At 71.6% G+C, this 17,216-nt stretch carries 16 protein-coding genes and 1 pseudogene; 9 read left to right on the plus strand and 8 right to left on the minus strand.

The genetic code is table 11. From position 1 onward, the window contains the following. Positions 1 to 594, plus strand: a 594-nt coding sequence (locus tag H2041_RS10500) for an ATP-binding protein (protein ID WP_293412389.1), incomplete at its 5' end; no start/stop codon positions are given. 10 nt (positions 595 to 604) lie between these two features. Here the strand turns inward: H2041_RS10500 and H2041_RS10505 are convergent. The 3 genes from H2041_RS10505 to H2041_RS10515 form a co-directional block, all read right to left on the minus strand. Beyond that, positions 605 to 1,027, minus strand: coding sequence for a hypothetical protein (locus H2041_RS10505; RefSeq protein WP_293412391.1), 423 nt, complete (start codon positions 1,025 to 1,027; stop codon positions 605 to 607). A 101-nt stretch (positions 1,028 to 1,128) separates the two neighbouring features. Continuing rightward, positions 1,129 to 1,482, minus strand: coding sequence for a hypothetical protein (locus H2041_RS10510; protein ID WP_293412393.1), 354 nt, complete (start codon positions 1,480 to 1,482; stop codon positions 1,129 to 1,131). Between the two features lie 80 nt (positions 1,483 to 1,562). Continuing rightward, a complete protein-coding gene (locus H2041_RS10515) occupies positions 1,563 to 2,312 on the minus strand; it encodes a response regulator transcription factor (RefSeq protein ID WP_293412395.1) in 750 nt (249 codons plus the stop codon). 122 nt (positions 2,313 to 2,434) lie between these two features. Here H2041_RS10515 and H2041_RS10520 point away from each other — a divergent pair, with 122 nt between their 5' ends. Genes H2041_RS10520 through H2041_RS10530 form a run of 3 tightly spaced genes read left to right on the plus strand, consistent with a single transcriptional unit; the run spans position 2,435 to position 6,181 of the window. Further along, positions 2,435 to 2,815: a helix-turn-helix domain-containing protein gene (locus tag H2041_RS10520; RefSeq protein ID WP_293412397.1), complete on the plus strand. Its 381-nt coding sequence runs from the start codon at positions 2,435 to 2,437 to the stop codon at positions 2,813 to 2,815. Positions 2,816 to 2,867: 52 nt separating this feature from the next. Continuing rightward, positions 2,868 to 4,403 carry a response regulator gene (locus H2041_RS10525; protein ID WP_293412399.1) on the plus strand — a complete coding sequence of 512 codons (1,536 nt, stop codon included), beginning with the start codon at positions 2,868 to 2,870 and terminating at the stop codon, positions 4,401 to 4,403. A 38-nt stretch (positions 4,404 to 4,441) separates the two neighbouring features. After that, positions 4,442 to 6,181 (plus strand): MFS transporter, encoded by a 1,740-nt coding sequence (locus H2041_RS10530; RefSeq protein ID WP_293412401.1) that lies wholly within the window; start codon positions 4,442 to 4,444, stop codon positions 6,179 to 6,181. Between the two features lie 113 nt (positions 6,182 to 6,294). Here H2041_RS10530 and H2041_RS10535 read toward each other — a convergent pair. The 3 genes and pseudogenes from H2041_RS10535 to rlmN form a co-directional block, all read right to left on the minus strand. Next, positions 6,295 to 7,119 (minus strand): annotated as a pseudogene (locus H2041_RS10535) (serine protease); the annotation flags it as partial. 7 nt (positions 7,120 to 7,126) lie between these two features. Next, positions 7,127 to 7,555 carry a DUF350 domain-containing protein gene (locus H2041_RS10540; RefSeq protein WP_293412403.1) on the minus strand — a complete coding sequence of 143 codons (429 nt, stop codon included), beginning with the start codon at positions 7,553 to 7,555 and terminating at the stop codon, positions 7,127 to 7,129. 68 nt (positions 7,556 to 7,623) lie between these two features. Then, entirely contained in the window at positions 7,624 to 8,796 is a 1,173-nt protein-coding gene (gene rlmN, locus H2041_RS10545) for a 23S rRNA (adenine(2503)-C(2))-methyltransferase RlmN (RefSeq protein ID WP_293412405.1), read from the minus strand. Between the two features lie 194 nt (positions 8,797 to 8,990). Here rlmN and H2041_RS10550 point away from each other — a divergent pair, with 194 nt between their 5' ends. The 3 genes from H2041_RS10550 (at position 8,991) to H2041_RS10560 (ending at position 11,878) form a co-directional block, all read left to right on the plus strand. Beyond that, entirely contained in the window at positions 8,991 to 9,992 is a 1,002-nt protein-coding gene (locus H2041_RS10550) for an NADPH:quinone oxidoreductase family protein (RefSeq protein WP_293412407.1), read from the plus strand. A gap of 84 nt (positions 9,993 to 10,076) precedes the next feature. Continuing rightward, positions 10,077 to 10,931, plus strand: a complete 855-nt coding sequence (locus H2041_RS10555; RefSeq protein ID WP_293412409.1) for an SDR family NAD(P)-dependent oxidoreductase — start codon at positions 10,077 to 10,079, stop codon at positions 10,929 to 10,931. 59 nt (positions 10,932 to 10,990) lie between these two features. Next, positions 10,991 to 11,878, plus strand: a complete 888-nt coding sequence (locus tag H2041_RS10560) for a DMT family transporter (RefSeq protein WP_293412706.1) — start codon at positions 10,991 to 10,993, stop codon at positions 11,876 to 11,878. Here H2041_RS10560 and H2041_RS10565 read toward each other — a convergent pair whose 3' ends face one another. Next, complete coding sequence (locus tag H2041_RS10565; protein WP_293412411.1) at positions 11,879 to 12,310, minus strand: YkvA family protein; 432 nt, start codon at positions 12,308 to 12,310, stop codon at positions 11,879 to 11,881. Between the two features lie 57 nt (positions 12,311 to 12,367). On the opposite strand from H2041_RS10565, the gene H2041_RS10570 reads away from it, so the two are divergent. Together H2041_RS10570 and H2041_RS10575 are read left to right on the plus strand one after the other, a co-directional pair. Next, positions 12,368 to 13,150, plus strand: a complete 783-nt coding sequence (locus tag H2041_RS10570; RefSeq protein ID WP_293412413.1) for an SDR family NAD(P)-dependent oxidoreductase — start codon at positions 12,368 to 12,370, stop codon at positions 13,148 to 13,150. Between the two features lie 103 nt (positions 13,151 to 13,253). Continuing rightward, positions 13,254 to 15,563 carry a PAS domain S-box protein gene (locus H2041_RS10575; protein ID WP_293412415.1) on the plus strand — a complete coding sequence of 770 codons (2,310 nt, stop codon included), beginning with the start codon at positions 13,254 to 13,256 and terminating at the stop codon, positions 15,561 to 15,563. Here H2041_RS10575 and H2041_RS10580 read toward each other — a convergent pair. Beyond that, the gene (locus tag H2041_RS10580) at positions 15,560 to 17,029 is read right to left on the minus strand and encodes a helicase HerA-like domain-containing protein (protein WP_293412708.1); all 1,470 of its coding nucleotides are present in this window, start codon (positions 17,027 to 17,029) and stop codon (positions 15,560 to 15,562) included. The two genes, H2041_RS10575 and H2041_RS10580, sit on opposite strands and share 4 nt — an antisense overlap. Positions 17,030 to 17,216: the final 187 nt, after the last annotated feature.

A 17,216-nucleotide genomic window follows, 5' to 3' on the forward strand; every position in this document is an offset into this window, starting at 1 on the left:
CAGCCGCTGGAGACGGGCGAGGTGGTCGTCGCCCGCGCCAACGCCCACATCCGCTATCCCGCGCGCTTCCAGCTGGTGGCGGCGATGAATCCCTGCCGTTGCGGCCACGGGGGCGCCGGCCGCGGCGCCTGCGGGCGGGCGCCGCGCTGCCAGGCGGACTATCAGCGCCGGGTGTCCGGGCCGATGATGGATCGCATGGACCTGGTGGTGGAGGTGCCGCCCGTCACCGCCGCCGACATGGCCCTGCCGCCGCCGGCCGAAGGCACCGCCGAGGCCGCCGCGCGGGTCGCCCGGGCGCGCACGGTCCAGCTGGAGCGGGCGGCCGAAGCCGGCGAGACCGCCGCCCCGCTCAACGCCCAGGCCTCGGGCGACCGGCTGGACGCCATCGCCGACCTCGATCCGCCTGCGCGGGCCCTGCTGTCCAAGGCGGCCGAAGGGGCGGGCCTGACCGCCCGCGGCTGGACGCGCACCTTGCGGCTCGCCCGCACGATCGCCGATCTGGAAGGCGCGGCCTCGGTGCGGCGCGTGCATCTGGCCGAGGCGCTGATCTATCGCCGGGTCGCGGCTGACGGAGCGCCGGCCCTGGCCGGCTGAGGCGCGTGGTTCAGCCCGAGCGCCGCTGCGGCGGGCCCCAGTGCAGCCACACGCCGGCGGCGAGCGAGGCCAGCACCAGATAGCTCCAGATCACCAGTCCCCAGCGATAGGGCAGGGCCGGCAGATAGACGTCGGCCGCCGTCGCCATGTGGGTGACGATGCCCAGCAGCTGGAAGGCGGTGGCGAAGAGCAGCCAGAGCCGGTTGGTCGTCAGGGCCAGATACAGCAGGTAGCCCAGGAAGGCCGCATCCACCGCCAGCACGCCCCACTGCAGCCGGGCGGCCGGCAGATAGGCCAGAGGCGTCAGAAGCCAGGCCAGCACGTTGGCCAGCGCCGCACGCCGCTCCGGGCGGCCGCCGCCCCACAGGGCCGCGCCGGAGACCGCCATCATCAGGACGAACCAGATCTGCTGGGGCAGGACGGCGAAATACATCTACTCCTCGCGCTGCCGCCAGGGTGGCAGAGGCTGCGGCGCGCGGAAAGGCGGGGGAGCGCCTTCCCGCGCGGGACAGCGAAGAGTCGGCCGCCCGGAGGTCAGGCGGCCGCGCCGTCCACCGAGCGCAGGGCGGGCGCCCGGACCGCGTCCTGGGGCTTGGGCGCGCCGTCGCCGTAGAGGACGGCGCCCAGGCCGATCTGCTTCTGCGCCGTGCTGAGCTCCTTGTGGGCCTCGACCACGGCCCGACGCGCCTCGGCGAGGGCCGAGATCGAGCGGCTGGTCCACTCGACGGCTTCCTGGCCGATCAGGGCCGACAGGCCGGCCTCGGCGCGAAGGGCGGGCATGACGCCGGCCAGGGCGGCGGTCTTGGCCAGGGCGGCGTCGATCGCCTGCTCGGCCTCGAAGAGGCTGGCGGCGACCTGATCGGCGTACATGCGGCGTTGCTTGAGCATGGGGGGTCTCCTTCCCGCGCACGGCGTGGCGGGACGTCTGTCTTTGAGAAGAGTGGGATGAAGGCCGCGGCGGGCGGCTGTCAGACCAGAGTCGAGAGCGCCTGAAGTCCCGCCAGCACAGCTCCGAAGGCCATGGCCGCCCCGAAGGCGATGGCGAGGATCAGGGCGATCCGCGCAGCCGGTCCTAGGCTGTCTGTACGGCCGGTTCGCCAGGGTGAAAGTTCTCGTCCAGAAGCACCCAGGTCAGGCACAGGATTTCGCGCAGCACCATTTCCGGCGGCTTGAAGGCGGAGAGCTTCCGTGTCGCCGAGATGAGGTGCCTGGCCATGTCCGCCTGAGCCGGCGAAGCCGCCAGGTCGGTCAGCTGGCGCTCGAGCTGGTCCCACGAAAAGCTCGGGGCTGACGCCGCCGGCGACGAGGGCGTGGGCCACCTTGTCTCGAACGCCTCGATCTCCTGCCGGAGATGAAGCGCCCGGTTCACCGCCGCCCTCGTCGCGCGGCGGTCCATCCTGTTTCCGTTCCAGTGCATCATGGGTCTTGCCTCCTGACGAGGCTGGACCCGACCACGAGCGGAATTCGCCGTCTGTCCTGACCGCGTCCTGTCCTGACCCGATCAGGACAGGGCCGGCGCGTTCATGTTCGGCCAGGAGCCGGGCGGCGTGATAGCGGTCGGTGACGCCGAGCTTGCGGCGCGCACGGTCGCAATAGGTGTCGACCGAGGTCTTGGACATCCCCAGTTCGCGGGCGATCTGCTTCGAGCTGAAGTGGCGATCGACGAGGCGCAGGCATTCCCGCTCTCGCGCCGTCAGCAGTTCTACCTTCTCGTCCATGACGCTCGCCCTCCGGCCTCCCTAGTACACGCCATGCTTGCGCCTGCGTCCATACGGAGCCGCCATCCGTATAGCCGGTCGAGGGGATCGCTCACAGGTTGAGCGTCGTATTGGAGACCCAGATGACCGATCGAAACGCCGACGGCCTCGACACCATGGATCGCGCCATCGGCGCGCGGGTGAGGGCGCGCCGCCGTTCCTTGAACATGAGCCAGTCGGATCTGGCGGAGAAGCTGGGCGTGTCCTTCCAGCAGGTGCAGAAGTACGAGCGCGGCGCCAACCGGATTTCGGGCTCGACCCTGGTGGCCGCGGCCCAGGCCCTGCAGACCTCGGTGAGCTGGCTGGTGGGCGAGGACGGCGGGTCGGCCGCGCCTCCGGACGAGGCGTTTGCGGCCCTCATGACCCCGGGCGCGATGGAGATGCTGGAGGCCTTCAGCGCCGTGCGCCGCCCCCGCGCCCGCCAGGCGCTCCTGGCCCTGGCGCGGGAGATGGGCAAGGAATAGGCAGGGCGCGCTTTGACGCGGCGTTAAAGCGCCGCGGCCTAGACTCGGCCCCATGGACGAGCCCGCCGACCGCCCCGCCGACGACCGCATCAGCACCGAGCAGCTGGCCGCGCTGAGCCACGAGTTCCGCACGCCGCTGTCGGGCGTGCTGGGCATGGCCCGCCTGCTGGAAGGCACGCGCCTCAGCGCCGAACAGCGCGCCTATGTCGCCGCCATGCGCGACTCCGGCGAGCACCTGCTGGGACTGGTCAACGAGCTGCTCGACTTCGCCCGCCTCGGCGCCGGAAAGGTGGAGCTGCGCCCCGGTCCCCTGGATCTGGAGGCCCTGCTGCGTTCGGTCTGCGAACTGCTCAGTCCGCGCGCCCACGAGAAGGGGCTGGAGATCGCCTGGGCTGCGCCGGCCAACGCCGGCCAGGTGGTCGCCGACGAGGGACGGCTGCGCCAGATCCTGCTCAACTTCGCCGGCAATGCGATCAAGTTCACCGCCGCCGGGGGCGTGCTGGTCTCGGCGGAGCCTGCCGGCGCCGGGCGGTGGCGCTTCACGGTGTCCGACACCGGGCCGGGGGTCACCGACGCAGCCCGCGACCTCATCTTCGAGGCCTTCGCCCAGTCCGATCCCAGCCACCAGCAGACGGGCTCGGGCCTGGGGCTCGCCATCGCCCGCCGGCTGGCGGAGGCCATGGGCGGCGAAGTGGGGGTCGGCCGCGCCGAGACCGGCGGGGCCGCCTTCTGGTTCGAAGTCCCGCTGACCCACACGCCGGCCGAGCCCGGCGCGCCGTTGGCCGGCCTGACCGTCGGCGTCGTCTCCGCCAATCCTGTGGTCCGTTCGGCCGCCGCCCGGCAGATCGCCGCCTGCGGCGGGACGGCGGTCACGGCGGAGGACGTGGAGACGATCCTGCCGCTCACCGGACCACGCGACGTCCTGCTCGTCGACCACGCCCTCAGCCGGGGCGGGCGAAAGGTGCGCCGGCCCTTCGACCGGCCCGCCCTCATCATGCTGGCGCCCGAGGAGCGCGACCGCATCGCCCGCTACCGCGCCTCGGGCTTTGGCGGCTATCTCATTAAGCCCCTGCGCCGCGCCTCCCTGGCCGAGCGGGTGCTGGCGGCGCTTGAGGCCGCGCCCGGCCACACGGCGTCCGGCGAGGACGACCGCATCGCCCCGGCCGCGGCGCCTGGCGCCCGCGTGCTCCTGGTGGAGGACAATCCCGTCAACGCCCTGCTGGCCCGCACCCTGCTGACGCGGGAAGGCTGCGCCGTCGACCATGTCATGACGGCCGGGGAGGCGGTGACGGCGGCGATGGCGGGCGGCTATGAGCTTGTCCTCATGGACATGCGCCTGCCGGACTTCTCCGGCGACGAGGTCGCCCGGCGGCTGCGGGCCCAGGGCGTGGCCACCCCCATCGTCGCCCTCACCGCCAACGCCTTCGAGGAGGACCGCCACGCCTGTCTCGCGGCGGGCATGAACGACTTCCTGGTCAAGCCCCTGGCCGCCGACGCCCTGCGCCAGGCGCTCGCGCGCTGGGCGCGGAACGGCCCGCCCGAAGAGCCGGTCTGGACGGTGGCCCCGCGTCACGCCAAGTTCGGCTGATCCGACGGGGCCGCCCGCCCCGCGGCAGGGGAGGGTTCATGTCCAGCGAGAGCGCGGCTCCGGCCGAAAAGCGCAGTTTCTTCTCGGCCCTGGCCGTCTATGGCGAGCGCCGGGCGCTCATCATGCTGGCCCTGGGCTTCGCCTCGGGCCTGCCGAACCTGCTGATCTTCGACACCCTCTCGGCCTGGCTGCGCGAGGCGGGCCTGTCGCTGCAGGTGATCAGCGTCTTTTCGCTGGCGACCCTCGCCTACTCCATGAAGCTCCTCTGGGCGCCCCTGGTCGACCGGACCCGGATTCCGGGCCTGACGGCGAAGCTGGGCCACCGGCGCTCCTGGATGCTCGTGGCGCAGGTGGCGATCATGATCGGGCTCTGGCTCGTCGCCGGCGGCGACCCCGCCACCAGCCTGGGGGTCATGGCGCTGCTGGCCGTGCTCGTCGCCTTCGCCGGCGCCACCCAGGACATCGTCATCGACGCCTGGCGCATCGAGGCCGCCGGCGAAACGCGCCAGGGCGCCCTGGCCGCCGCCTATCAGTGGGGCTACCGCATCGCCATCATCGTCGCCGGCGCCGTGCCCCTGGTGCTGGCCGAACAGTATTCCTGGAACGTCTCCTACCTGGTCATGGCGGCCCTCATGCTGATCGGGGTGGCGGGCGTCCTGGGCGCGCCGCGCGAAACCGAACACCAGATCCGCGCCATCGACCTCGCCGGCGTGCCGGCCCGGCCGGCCCTGGAAATCCCCGAATGGCTGGCGCGTCTGGCGCTCGTGGTGCTCGGCGCCGTGGTCCTGGGCTCGGGCCTGGCCGGCTCGGCCGACCTTCTGACGACGGCGCTGAACGGCCTCGGCCAGGCCGCCATGGCCGAGCAGGTCGCCGCCGCCTGGACCACCAAGCCCTGGAACGCCTTCCTGCAGGTGGGGGCGGTGATCCTGGGGGCTGGCCTGATCGTGCTCGCCGCCTTCCCCATTCCGGGGCTCCGCACGCGCCCGGGCATCTATCTCTCCACCGCCCTCTTCGATCCCTTCCGCGACTTCTTCAGCCGCTACAAGGGCACGGCGGCGCTGATCCTGGCCCTGATCTGCCTCTATCGCCTGGCCGACTTCGTCCTGAACATCATGACCCCCTTCTACCTCGACCTCGGCTTCACCCTCACCGAGGTGGCCGAGGTCCGGAAGGTCTTCGGCGTGGCCATGTCCATGGCGGGCGTCTTCCTGGGCGGGCTGGCCGTCGCCCGCTTCGGCCTCATCAAGGCCATGGTCATCGGCGCCTTCGCCGGCCCCTTGAGCAATCTCGTCTTCGCCTGGCTGGCCGTGAAAGGGGCGTGGCTGCCCGCCCTCTTCGTGGCCATCGGCGTCGACAACATCGCCGGCGGCTTCGCCGGCACCTGCCTGATCGCCTACATGTCCAGCCTGACCGGCCAGGGCTTCACCGCCACCCAGTACGCCGTCTTCTCGTCCTTCTATTCTCTGCCGGGCAAGCTTCTGGCGTCGCAGTCGGGGCGCATCGTGGAGGGCTCGGCGGCCGCCGCCGATCAGGGCGGCCCCATCGCCGCGCTCAAGGGCCTGTTCGCCGGCCTGCCCCCGGAAGCCTATGCCGGCGCCGTCGAGAAGTCGGGCGTGACGCCCGCCGCCCTGGGCTCGGGCTACATCCTCTTCTTCCTCTATTCGGCGGCCATCGGCGTCGTCGGCATCGTGCTCGCCTTCGCCGTGGCCAAGCGCCAGGCCCGGGGCGAGGCGCCGGCGGCCGATCAGGGCGCGGCGCCGGACACCTCCGCCGGCTGAGCCGCCGGCGGCTCGGCGAGCGGCGCGGGGCCCTCGCCGCTGGCTTCGGGCGCCGGCATGGGCGCGGGCGCGCCGGAGGCTTCGCTCACGACGCCGGGACCAGGGACCTCGGCGGCCAGGCAGATCACCTGGGCGACGCGCAGGTCGCGGCGCAGATTGTCGGCCACGCGGCCGTAGTTCTCCGGCGTCACGGGCTCGCCCATGGCGAAGTTCGCCGGCCGGCGGCCCGATGCGGTGAGCGCCGTCAGCACGGTTTCGGGCGCGGTGGTGTAGATGCGGCCCCGCCGCGGGGCCTCGGCCACCGTCACCCCGATCACCCGGCCGGCGCTGTCGAGGGCCGGCGCGCCGGAGAGGCCGGCGAGGGTGCCGGTCAGCCCGTCCGTCCGTCCCGTCTCGGCCCAGACGAGCACCGATTCCGTGCGCGCGCCGCGCCCGCGGATGACGAGGTTTTCGCGGCCCAGCAGGCGGGAGGTGGCCTCCCCCGGCTGTCCCTGGGGAAAGCCGGGATGATAGGCGCGGTCGCCGCGCCGCAGGGTCTGGTCGAGGCCGAGGGGCAGGGCAGGCGCGCCGCCCTCGGTGACCAGAATGGCGGCTTCTCCGCGGGGGTCGATGAAGACCTGGGCGTCCACCCCGCGGCCGTCGGCGACCATGATGGCCGCCTGGGTGCAGCCGTCCACCACGTGGCGGGCCGTGATCCAGACGCCGTCGTCGGAGACGGAGAAGGCGGTGCCGGCGCCCGGCTCGGCCTGTGTCGGCACATCGACCACCACCGCCGGATCGAACGGCGAGGCCGGCCCGAGCGGCAGCCCTTCCTCGCCCGGCACCGGCGGCGGGGGCGGGGGCGCGTCGGCGCGCTCCTGCCGCCCGATGGCCGAGATCAGCAGGGCCAGGACGACCGAGGCATAGACAAGCCAGTCGGGCAGGCGAGGAAAGTGCATCAGCCGCTCAGGGCGCCACGGCCGCCGAAAGGATCAGGGCGGTGGCGAGCTTGGCGCCCACCAGCAGGGCGGCGGCGGCCACTTCGCCGTCCTGGATCCGCTGCGGCAGGCCCCGCAGCATGATGTCCACCAGCCGGAAGACGAGCAGCTGGACCATCACGGTCGAGACGCCCCAGACGCAGATCTCGATCAACGAAGTCGAGGAGTTCAGCGACAGGGCCAGGGGTGCGGCGAGCCCGACCAGGACCCCGCCCAGGGAGACGGCGGCGGCGGCGTTGCCCTCGCGGATCAGCGCCACCTCCTTGTGGGGCGTCAGGACGATGTAGAGGGCCGCGGCCAGGACCAGGATCAGGATGGCCACGCCCGCGTGCAGCAGGGTGGTGGGAAACCCGATGGCGAAGGCCTGGATCTCCGGGGACTGAAGCTCTGGGGGCATGGGACGCTCACTTGGCCTACGGCGGAGGTGTCTGGTTAGCACGCCTGCCGCCATGGGGGGCAAGCGGTTCAGGCGGCAGGTGCGTCCTTCGCCTCCAGGGCGAGCCGACGCCGCTCGCTGGCGCGCATCTTCTCGCTCTCGGACTTGAGCTGCCCGCAGGCGGCCAGGATGTCCCGTCCGCGCGGCGTGCGGATCGGCGAGGCGTAGCCGGCGCGGTTCAGCACGGCGGCGAACTTCTCGATGGTCGCCCAGTCGGAGCATTCATAGGGCGAGCCCGGCCACGGGTTGAACGGGATCAGGTTGATCTTGGCCGGAATGCCCTTGATCAGGTTCAAGAGCGCCTTGGCCTCGGCGGGGCTGTCGTTGATCCCCTTCAGCATGACGTACTCGAAGGTCACCCGCCGGGCGTTGGACAGGCCCGGATAGGCCCGGATCGCATCCATCAGCTGGGCGATGGGATACTTGCGGTTCAGCGGCACGAGCTGGTCGCGCAGCGGATCGTTGGTGGCGTGCAGCGAGATGGCCAGCATGGCCTGGGTGCGTTCGCCCAGGGCCTGCAGCTCGTGGATCACGCCGGAGGTCGAGACGGTGATCCGCCGGCGCGAGATGGCGATGCCCTCGTTGTCGGCGATGATGTCGATGGCCGCGGCGACATTGTCCAGATTGTAGAGCGGCTCGCCCATGCCCATGAAGACGATGTTGGAGAGCCGGCGGTCCTCCTTGGGACTGGGCCATTCCTCCAGGTCGTCGCGGGCCACCTGCACCTGGGCGACGATCTCGGCCGCCGTCAGGTTCCGGACGAGGGCCTGGGTGCCGGTGTGGCAGAAGGTGCAGTTCAGCGTGCAGCCGACCTGGCTGGAGACGCAGAGCGCGCCCGAACGGCCGACATCGGGAATGTAGACCGTCTCCACCTCGATGCCGGGCGCCATGCGGATCAGCCACTTGCGCGTGCCGTCGCGGCTCACCTGGCGCTCCACCACCTCGGGTCGGGCCAGGGTGAAGGCCTCGGCGAGGGCGGCGCGGGTCTCCTTGGCCACGTCGGTCATGGCGGCGAAGTCGGTGACGCCGTAATGGTGGATCCAGCGCCACAGCTGGCTCGCCCGCATCTTGGCCTTTTCCGGCTTGACCACGCCGGCCTCGACCAGCGCAGCCGCCAGCTGCGGGCGGGTGAGCCCCGAGAGGTTCGGCGGAATCGGCGCAGCGCCGGCGGAGGCGCGCGAAAGGTCGAGGGTGACGCCCAAGGCTTGAAGTCTCGCTGGCTGGGAAGTCCGCCAATATAGGCCATGGGCGGCGCGCTTCCAACTCGGGCCGGCGCCGCAGGGGAAGGCGGCCCGCGCCATGCGGCTCAAACAAATGTTCGCCTGCGATCTTCCGCGCCGGAAGGGGCTGCGCTAGCGTCCGCGCCAATCTGGTGAACGAGACGCGGGAGAGCGACATGAAGGCGGTGCTGAGCAAGGTGACGGGCGGTCCCGAAACCCTGGTGGTGGAGGACATCCCCGAGCCGGAAGTGAAGGCGGGCCAGGCCCTGATCTCGGTGAAGGCGGTGGGCGTCAACTTCCCCGACGTGCTGATGATCGAGGACAAGTACCAGGCCCGCCCGCCGCGCCCCTTCGCGCCCGGCGGCGAGCTTTCCGGCGTCATCGAGGCCGTCGGCGAGGGCGTCACCAATGTGAAGCCGGGCGACCGCATCCTGGCCAACACCGGCTGGGGCGGCATGGCGGAAAAGGTGGCCCTGCCGGCCAACCGCCTGTGGAAGATCCCCGACAACATGCCCCATGACGAGGCCGCCGCCTTCATCCTGACCTACGGCACCTCCTATCACGCGCTGAAGCACCGCGGCCGGGTGAAGGCCGGCGAGAGCCTGCTGGTCCTCGGCGCCGCCGGCGGCGTCGGCCTGGCGGCCGTTGAGCTGGGCAAGGCCATGGGCATGCGCGTGGTCGCCGCCTGCTCCAGCGAGGAGAAGGTGGCGCTGGCCAAGACGCACGGCGCCGACGAAGGCGTGGTCTATGGCCGCGGCCCCTTCGACCGCGACGAACAGAAGAAGCTCTCGGAACTCTTCAAGTCCGTGGCCGGCCCGAACGGCTTCGACGTGATCTATGACGCGGTCGGCGGCGACTATGCCGAGCCGGCCCTGCGCACCATCGCCTGGGAAGGCCGCTATCTCGTCATCGGCTTCGCCGCCGGCGAGATCCCGAAGATCCCGCTGAACCTCACCCTGCTGAAGGGTTGCGAGATCGTCGGCGTCTTCTGGGGCACCTGGGCGGCCAAGGACCCGGCGGCCTTCGCGCAGAGCGTGCAGGAGCTGCTCGACCTCTACGCGGCCGGCAAGATCAAGCCCTACGTCTCCGAGCGCTTCCCGCTGGAGAAGGGCGCCGACGCCATCGCCCACCTGGGCAGCCGCAAGGCCATGGGCAAGGTCGTCGTCACTATCGACTGAGCCCCTCCCGGCGGTTACTGATCGCTGATCACAAAGACGAGGCGGCGGCCCGCGGGCCGCCGTCCGCAGGGAGGAGAGAAGGTCATGGCGGGGCGTCTGGACGGTAAGGTGGCGGTGATCACCGGGGGATGCTCCGGCATCGGCCTGGGCGCAGTGGAGCTCTTCGTGGCCGAGGGCGCCCAAGTGGTGGCGGCCGACATCCAGGACGAAAAGGGCGCCATGCTGGAGAAGCGCTTTTCCGGCGCGGTCCGCTACGCCCACTGCGACGTGACCTCCGAGGACGACATCGTCGGCGCCCTGAAGTTGGCCGAGAGCGCGTTCGGCGGGCTCGACGTCCTCTTCAACAACGCCGGCATCTCCGACCACATGGGCGCCATCACCGAGGTGACCGCCGAGGGCTGGGACTGGATCTTCTCCATCCTGGTGCGCGGTCCCGCGCTCGGCATGAAGCACGCCGCGCCGATGATGATCGCCCGCGGCGGCGGCTCGATCATCAACACCGCCTCCATCGCCGGTCTGCAGGCGGGCTTCGGCCCCATCGCCTATTCGACGGCCAAGGCCGGGGTGATCCATATGAGCCGCGTGGCGGCCGCCCAGCTCTCGCGCCAGAAGGTGCGGGTGAACGCCATCTGCCCGGGCCTGATCGCCACCTCCATCTTCGGGGCCTCGCTCGGCCTGCCGCGCGAGGTGGCCGACCAGATGGCCGCCCAGGTGGAGCAGCACGCCGCCTCGGTCCAGCCGGTGCCCAAGGCCGGCGTGCCGGCCGACATCGCCCAGGCGGCGCTCTATCTGGCCAGCGACGACTCCGCCTTCGTCAGCGGGACGCACCTCGTGGTCGACGGCGGCATCACGGTCGGCGGCCGCCATTCCTGGGATACGACCACGCCCTCGCCCTTCGCCCAGATGTTCGGCGGCGACCTGCCCGCGACCGCCTCGTGAGCGAGGGGGCCTCGCCGGAGAAGCCGGGCCTGGCGCCCAACGTCCATGGCGCGCTGTGGATGCTGGCCTCGGCGCTCGGCTTCACGGCGATGACGACCCTGATCAAGTTCCTGGGCGACGATTATCCGGCGGCCCTGCAGACCTTCTACCGGCAGGTGGCGGGCTTCGCGATCCTGATCCCGGTCATCCTGGCCAAGCGGGGCGAGGCCTTCCGCACCACGCGGCCGGGCATACTGCTGTTCCGCTCGGCGGCCGGGACGCTGGGCATGATCCTGTCCTTCTACGCCTTCCAGAAGATGCCGCTGGCCGACGCCAACGCGCTGTCGTTCACGCGCACCCTGTGGCTGGTGCCGCTGGCCGCCTTCGTCGTGCGCGAGCCGGTGGGCCCCTTGCGGATCGGCGCGGCGGTGGTCGGCTTCCTGGGCGTGCTCCTCATGATCCGGCCGGGCGCGGGCGGGGACTTCGCGGTCGGCTGGCCGGCGGCGGCCATGCTGGCCTCGTCCTTCCTCTTCGCGCTCACCATCACCGGCATGAAGGTGATGACGCGGGATCATTCGCCCATGGTGCTGCTGGTCTGGGCCGCGACGCTGGGGCTCGTCTTCTCCCTGCCCGGCGCCTTCTTCGTCTGGCGCTGGCCCGAGCCGATCGACCTTCTGCTGCTGTGCCTGATGGGCGTCATCGGCACGGCGACCCAGGGCTTCTACATCAAGGGCATGTCGATCGGGGACGCCGGGGCCATGGCGCCGATCGACTACATCCGGCTGGTCTTCACCGCCGCGGCGGGCTTCCTGCTGTTCGACGAGATCCCGACCGTCTGGACGCTCGCCGGGGCCGGCGTGGTGGTCGTCTCCACCCTCTTCATCACCTGGCGCGAGCAGCAGATCTCCCGGCGCGGCAAGGCCGGCCACGCCCCGCCCATGGCCAGGGGCGCGCGGACCGAAGGTTGACTAGCGGTCCTTCTCTTCGCCCAGGTGGTCGAGGAATTCCCGGGCGGCCGCCTTGTGGCGCGGTTTCACATTGCGGCCGAGCAGGGCCAGCAGGGCGGCGAAGACCGCCGCATCGTCGGTGAAGCCGACGGCCGCCAGCACGTCGGGAATGGCGTCGGCCGGCATGACGAAATAGGCCAGCGCCGCCAGCATCATGCCCTTGGCCGCCGGCGGCGTCGCCGGATCGCGGGCGCAGTACCAGACCGACAGCGCGTCGGCGGCGAAGGGGATGCGCGAGGCCGTGCGCACGATCTTGGGCCAGAAGCCCCGGCGCACCCGCTCCTCGTTCACCTTCACGGTGGCGGGCACGAGGGCCTTGCGCGGGTCCAGCGCGGTCTTCGGATCAAATCCGCGATCCTTGACGTCGGGTGATGCTTTGGTCTCGGCGTTCATCAGGCTAAGGCAGCGATTGGATTGGAACATTTAAACGCAACGGGAGGCGTAGCGTCCATGAAACTCGATTCCTCCGTCGCCGCCGTGGTCACCGGCGGCGCCTCGGGCCTTGGCGAAGCCACGGTCCGCGCCCTGGCATCGCACGGGGTGAAGGTGGCCATCTTCGACATGAACGCCGACAAGGGCGAAGCCGTCGCCAAGGATGTGGGCGGCGTCTTCTGCAAGGTCGACGTCACGGACGACGAAACGGTCACCGCCGGCTTCGAAAAGGCGCGCGCCGCCCATGGCCAGGAGCGCATCCTGATCAACTGCGCCGGGACCGGCTTCGCCGCCAAGACCGCCAGCCGCGACAAGACGACGGGCGAGATCAAGGCCCACCCGATCGCCATCTTCGAGAAGATCGTTCAGATCAACCTCGTGGGCACCTTCCGCTGCATCGCCAAGTCGGCCCAGGGCATGCTGTCTCTGGAGCCCCTCGAGGACGGCGAGCGTGGCGTGATCGTCAACACCGCCTCGGTCGCCGCGGTGGACGGCCAGGTGGGCCAGGCAGCCTATTCGGCGTCCAAGGGCGGCGTCGTCGGCATGACCCTGCCCATCGCCCGCGACCTGATGAACGACGGGGTGCGGGTGAACACCATCCTGCCCGGCATCTTCAACACGCCGCTGATGAACGCCGCCCCTGAGAACGTGAAGGCCGCGCTGGCCGCCTCGGTGCCGTTCCCCAAGCGTCTCGGAAACGCCGAGGAATACGCCTCGCTGGCCCTGGAAATGGTCCGCAACGGCTATTTCAACGGCGAACACGTCCGCCTGGACGGGGCGATCCGGATGCCGCCGCGCTGATCCACGCCCCCGAATGCGCAGCCGGGGCTTTCCCCGGCTGCGACATGGCGCCACAGTCACGGCTTGAGTATTCGGACAGCCCTCACCAAGGGTGCGTAGCGTCATGATGGCCACCTGGGCCCAGCGGTTCGTCACGGCCGCGAAGCGGCCAGCGACCGCATACGGTCTCGTCCTGGCTGCGGTCGGGACGGCCGCCGTGCTGGAGGGCGGGCTGGAGTACGCGCTCCAGGCTCCTCACGGGTACATGTTCTTCTATCCGGCGGTCCTGTTCTCCACCCTCGTCGCCGGGGCGCGCGGGGGCTTTGCGGCGGTGCTGCTGAGCACCCTGGCGATCGCCCTTCTGGGGTCTGCGACGTCGGGCGCCCTGGCCGTCTTCATCCTGACCAGCCTGCTGACCGTCGGCATCGCCAAGCCGATCCGCGTGGCGATCCAGCGCGGCGCCACCGTGCAGGAGCGGTTCCGGATCGCCCAGGAGACGGCGCGCGACAGCTTCGTCATCCTCGACCCCGTGCGGCAGGGGGGCGAGGTCGTCGATTTCGTCTGGGTCTACGCCAACCCCGCCGCCGAGCGCATGGCCCCGTCCGGAGTGGAGACTCTGGTCGGTCGCCGTGTCCTGGAGGTCTTTCCCGACGAAACCGGCCGCGAAATGGTCGAGCGTCTGAGGGCGGCGCTGGACCGGAGCGAAGCCGACGACGTCGAGGTGCGCCGCGTGATCGACGGCCAGGAGCGCTGGATCCGCTCGAGCGCCATGCGTGTGGGCGAGGGCGCGGCGGCCATCTTCCGCGACATCACCGAGCAGAGGTCGGCCGACCTTGCGCTGCGGACCGGCGAGGCGCGGGTCCGCGCCCTCGTCGATTCCCTGCCTCAGCTGATGTGGTCGAGCCTGCCCGATGGCCGCTGGAACTATGTCAGCCCGCAGTGGCAGGACTTCACCGGCGTCTCGGGCGCCGAGCACCTGGGCGAGGGCTGGCTCGATACGGTCCACCCCCAGGACCGCGACGCCGTCGCCGAGGCCTGGCGCCAGGCGACCCAGGAAGCCCTCCCCTTCAGCATCGACTTCCGCATCCGCCGCGCCGACGGCGTCTGGCGGTGGGTCCACGGGCGGATCTCGGCCCTGCGGGAGGAGGACGGCTCGGTCCGCCGCTGGTTCGGCTCGGCCTCCGACGTCACCGAGGTGGTCGAGGCGCGGCACGACCTGGAGGCCCGCGTGGCCGAGCGGACGCGGGAACTGGAGGCGAGCCTGGAGGCGCGCGCCCGCACCGAGGCCGCGCTCGCCCAGGCCCAGCGGCTGGAGACGGTCGGCCGCCTCACGGGCGGGGTGGCGCACGATTTCAACAACCTCCTGACGGTGATCATCGGCGGGCTGGACATGATCCTGAAGAACCCGTCCGACACCGCCCGGGTGAAGCGGGTGGGCGAGGCGGCGCTTTCGGCGGGTCGCCGCGGCGAGCGGCTCACGCGGCAGCTCCTGGCGTTTTCGCGCCGACAGGAACTGCGCCTGGACACCCTGGAGGTCGGCAAGCTGATCGACCAGATCGAGCCGCTCGTGCGGCGCGCGGTGGGCGAGGCGGTGAATCTCGTGGTCGACTGCGGGCCCGATGTCGGCGCCGCCCGGCTGGACGCGGCGCAGTTCGAGGCCGCCCTCCTCAACCTCGTCGTCAACGCCGCCGACGCCACCCCCGCCGGCGGCGAGATCCGCATCGAGGCGCGCCGGGTCCGCCTGGCGGAGGGGGAGGCGCGGGGCGTCGGCGCCGGCGACTATGTCCGGCTCTGCGTCACCGACACCGGCGCCGGCATGCCGCCGGAGGTGCTGGCCCGGGTGTTCGAGCCCTTCTTCACCACCAAGGAGATCGGCAAGGGTACGGGGCTCGGCCTGGCCCAGGTCTATGGCTTCGTCAGCCAGGTCGGCGGCGGGGTCGACGTGGAAAGCGCGCCCGGCGAAGGCACGCGGGTCATCCTTTTCCTGCCCGCCGCAGAGGCGCCCGCAGAACGCACGGCGGCGCCGGAGGTCGAGGCCCAGCCGGAGCTGGCCGCCGGCCTGCGGATCCTGCTTGTGGAGGACGACGACGCCGTGCGGGCGGTGACGGAGAGCCTGCTGCTCGACCTCGGCTGCCGCGTGGAAAGCGCCGTCAACGGGGCCGAGGCCCTGCGTCGCCTGGAGGTGGACGCGCCGTTCGACCTCGTCCTCTCCGACATCGTCATGCCCGGCGGGGTCAGCGGCGTCGACCTGGCGTGCAAGGTGCGCGCCGACCGGCCCGACCTGCCGGTGGTGCTCACGACCGGCTATGGCGGTGACAAGCTGGCCGATGCGCAGGAGGCCGAGGCCTGGCCGATCCTGCGCAAGCCCTTCCGCGCCGAGCAGCTCAGCGCCGTCGTCCGCCAGGCCGCCGGCGCGCCGGCGGTCACGCACTAGCGCCGGCGCAGGCCGCCCAGCACGCCGCGCACGATCTCCCGTCCGATCTGCGAGCCGATGGTTCTCAGCATGGACTTGGTGAAGGCCTCGCTGGCGCTCTGACGGTTCGACCGCGGCCGGGCCGAACTCGGGACCTCGCGCCGGGGCGCCGTCGCCTGGGCCTGCCGGGCCGCCGCCTCGGCGCGGGCGGTCAGCTCCTCGTGGGCGGAGTCCCGGTCCTTCGCCTCGTCATAGAGGCCGCGCAAGGGGCTCTCGGCCATCGCCGCCGCCCGCTCGGCCGGCGTGGCCGGCCCAAGCCTGGAGGCGGGCGGACGGATCAGGGCTCTCTGCACCACGCCCGGCGCCCCCTTCTCGTCGAGCAGGGAGACCAGCGCCTCGCCCACCCCCAGCGCCTGAATGGCGTCGGCCGTATCGAAGGCCGGGTTCGTACGGAAGGACTGCGCCGCCGCGCGCAGACCCTTCTGATCGGCGGGCGTATAGGCGCGCAGGGCGTGCTGGATCCGGTTGCCGAGCTGGCCCAGCACGCTGTCGGGGATGTCGGCGGGATTCTGGGTGACGAAATAGACGCCCACGCCCTTGGACCGGATCAGGCGCACGACCTGTTCGACCTTCTCCAGCAGGCCCTTGGGCGCGTCGCGGAACAGCAGGTGGGCCTCGTCGAAGAAGAAGGCCAGGCGCGGCTTCTCCGGATCGCCGACCTCCGGGAGCTCCTCGAAGAGCTCGGACAGGAGCCACAGCAGGAAGGTGGCGTAGAGGCGCGGCGACCGGATCAGCCGGTCGGCGGCCAGGATGCTGACATAGCCGCGCCCCTGTCCGTCGACCCGCATGAGATCGGAGAGGCGCAGCGCCGGCTCTCCGAAGAAGGCCTCGGCCCCCTGATCCTCGAGCACCAGGAGCTTGCGGCGGATGGCGGCCAGGCTCTGCTTCGACACCGCGCCGTAGCGCGTGGCGATCTCGGAGGCGTTCTCGCCCACGAAACCGAGGGCGGCCTGCAGGTCCTTCAGGTCGAGCAGCAGCAGGCCCTCGTCGTCGGCGGCCCGGAAGACGATGGTCAGAACGCCCTCCTGCACCTCGTTGAGCTCCAGCATGCGGCTCATCAGCAGGGGGCCCACCTCGGAGACGGTGGCGCGGATGGGGTGGCCGGCCTCGCCGAAGAGGTCCCAGAACAGGGTCGGCGCGCCCGCCGGCCTCAGGTCGAGCGCCATCTTCGCGGCGCGGGCGAGCAGCTTCTCGTTCGGCGCCCCGGGCAGGGCGATGCCGGAGAGGTCGCCCTTCACGTCGGCGGCGAAGACGGGCACGCCGGCGTCGGACAGCCCCTGGGCCAGGATCTGCAGGGTCACCGTCTTGCCGGTCCCGGTCGCCCCGGCGACCAGTCCGTGGCGGTTGGCCCTGTCCAGGCGCAGGCGCAGGGGCTCCTCGCCCAGGCCCACGAGCACGCCGTCCTGCGCCGATCCGTCCGCCGCCATCGCCACCTCCGCCGCCAAACCGACGGTCAAGCTAGCGGCCCCGGCGCCGGCGCGCCACAGTGGGGCGGGTGGGGCGCCGGCCACGCCCCGGCTTGAAAGACTCGACCTCAACACCGGCTCGATCGGGGATTCACATGCCGCCTTCCGCGAATTTCGGGGTCGACCCGTGCGGCGACGTTGACGAAGC

The organism is Phenylobacterium sp. (assembly GCF_013911965.1).
Taxonomy (GTDB): Bacteria; Pseudomonadota; Alphaproteobacteria; order Caulobacterales; family Caulobacteraceae; genus Phenylobacterium.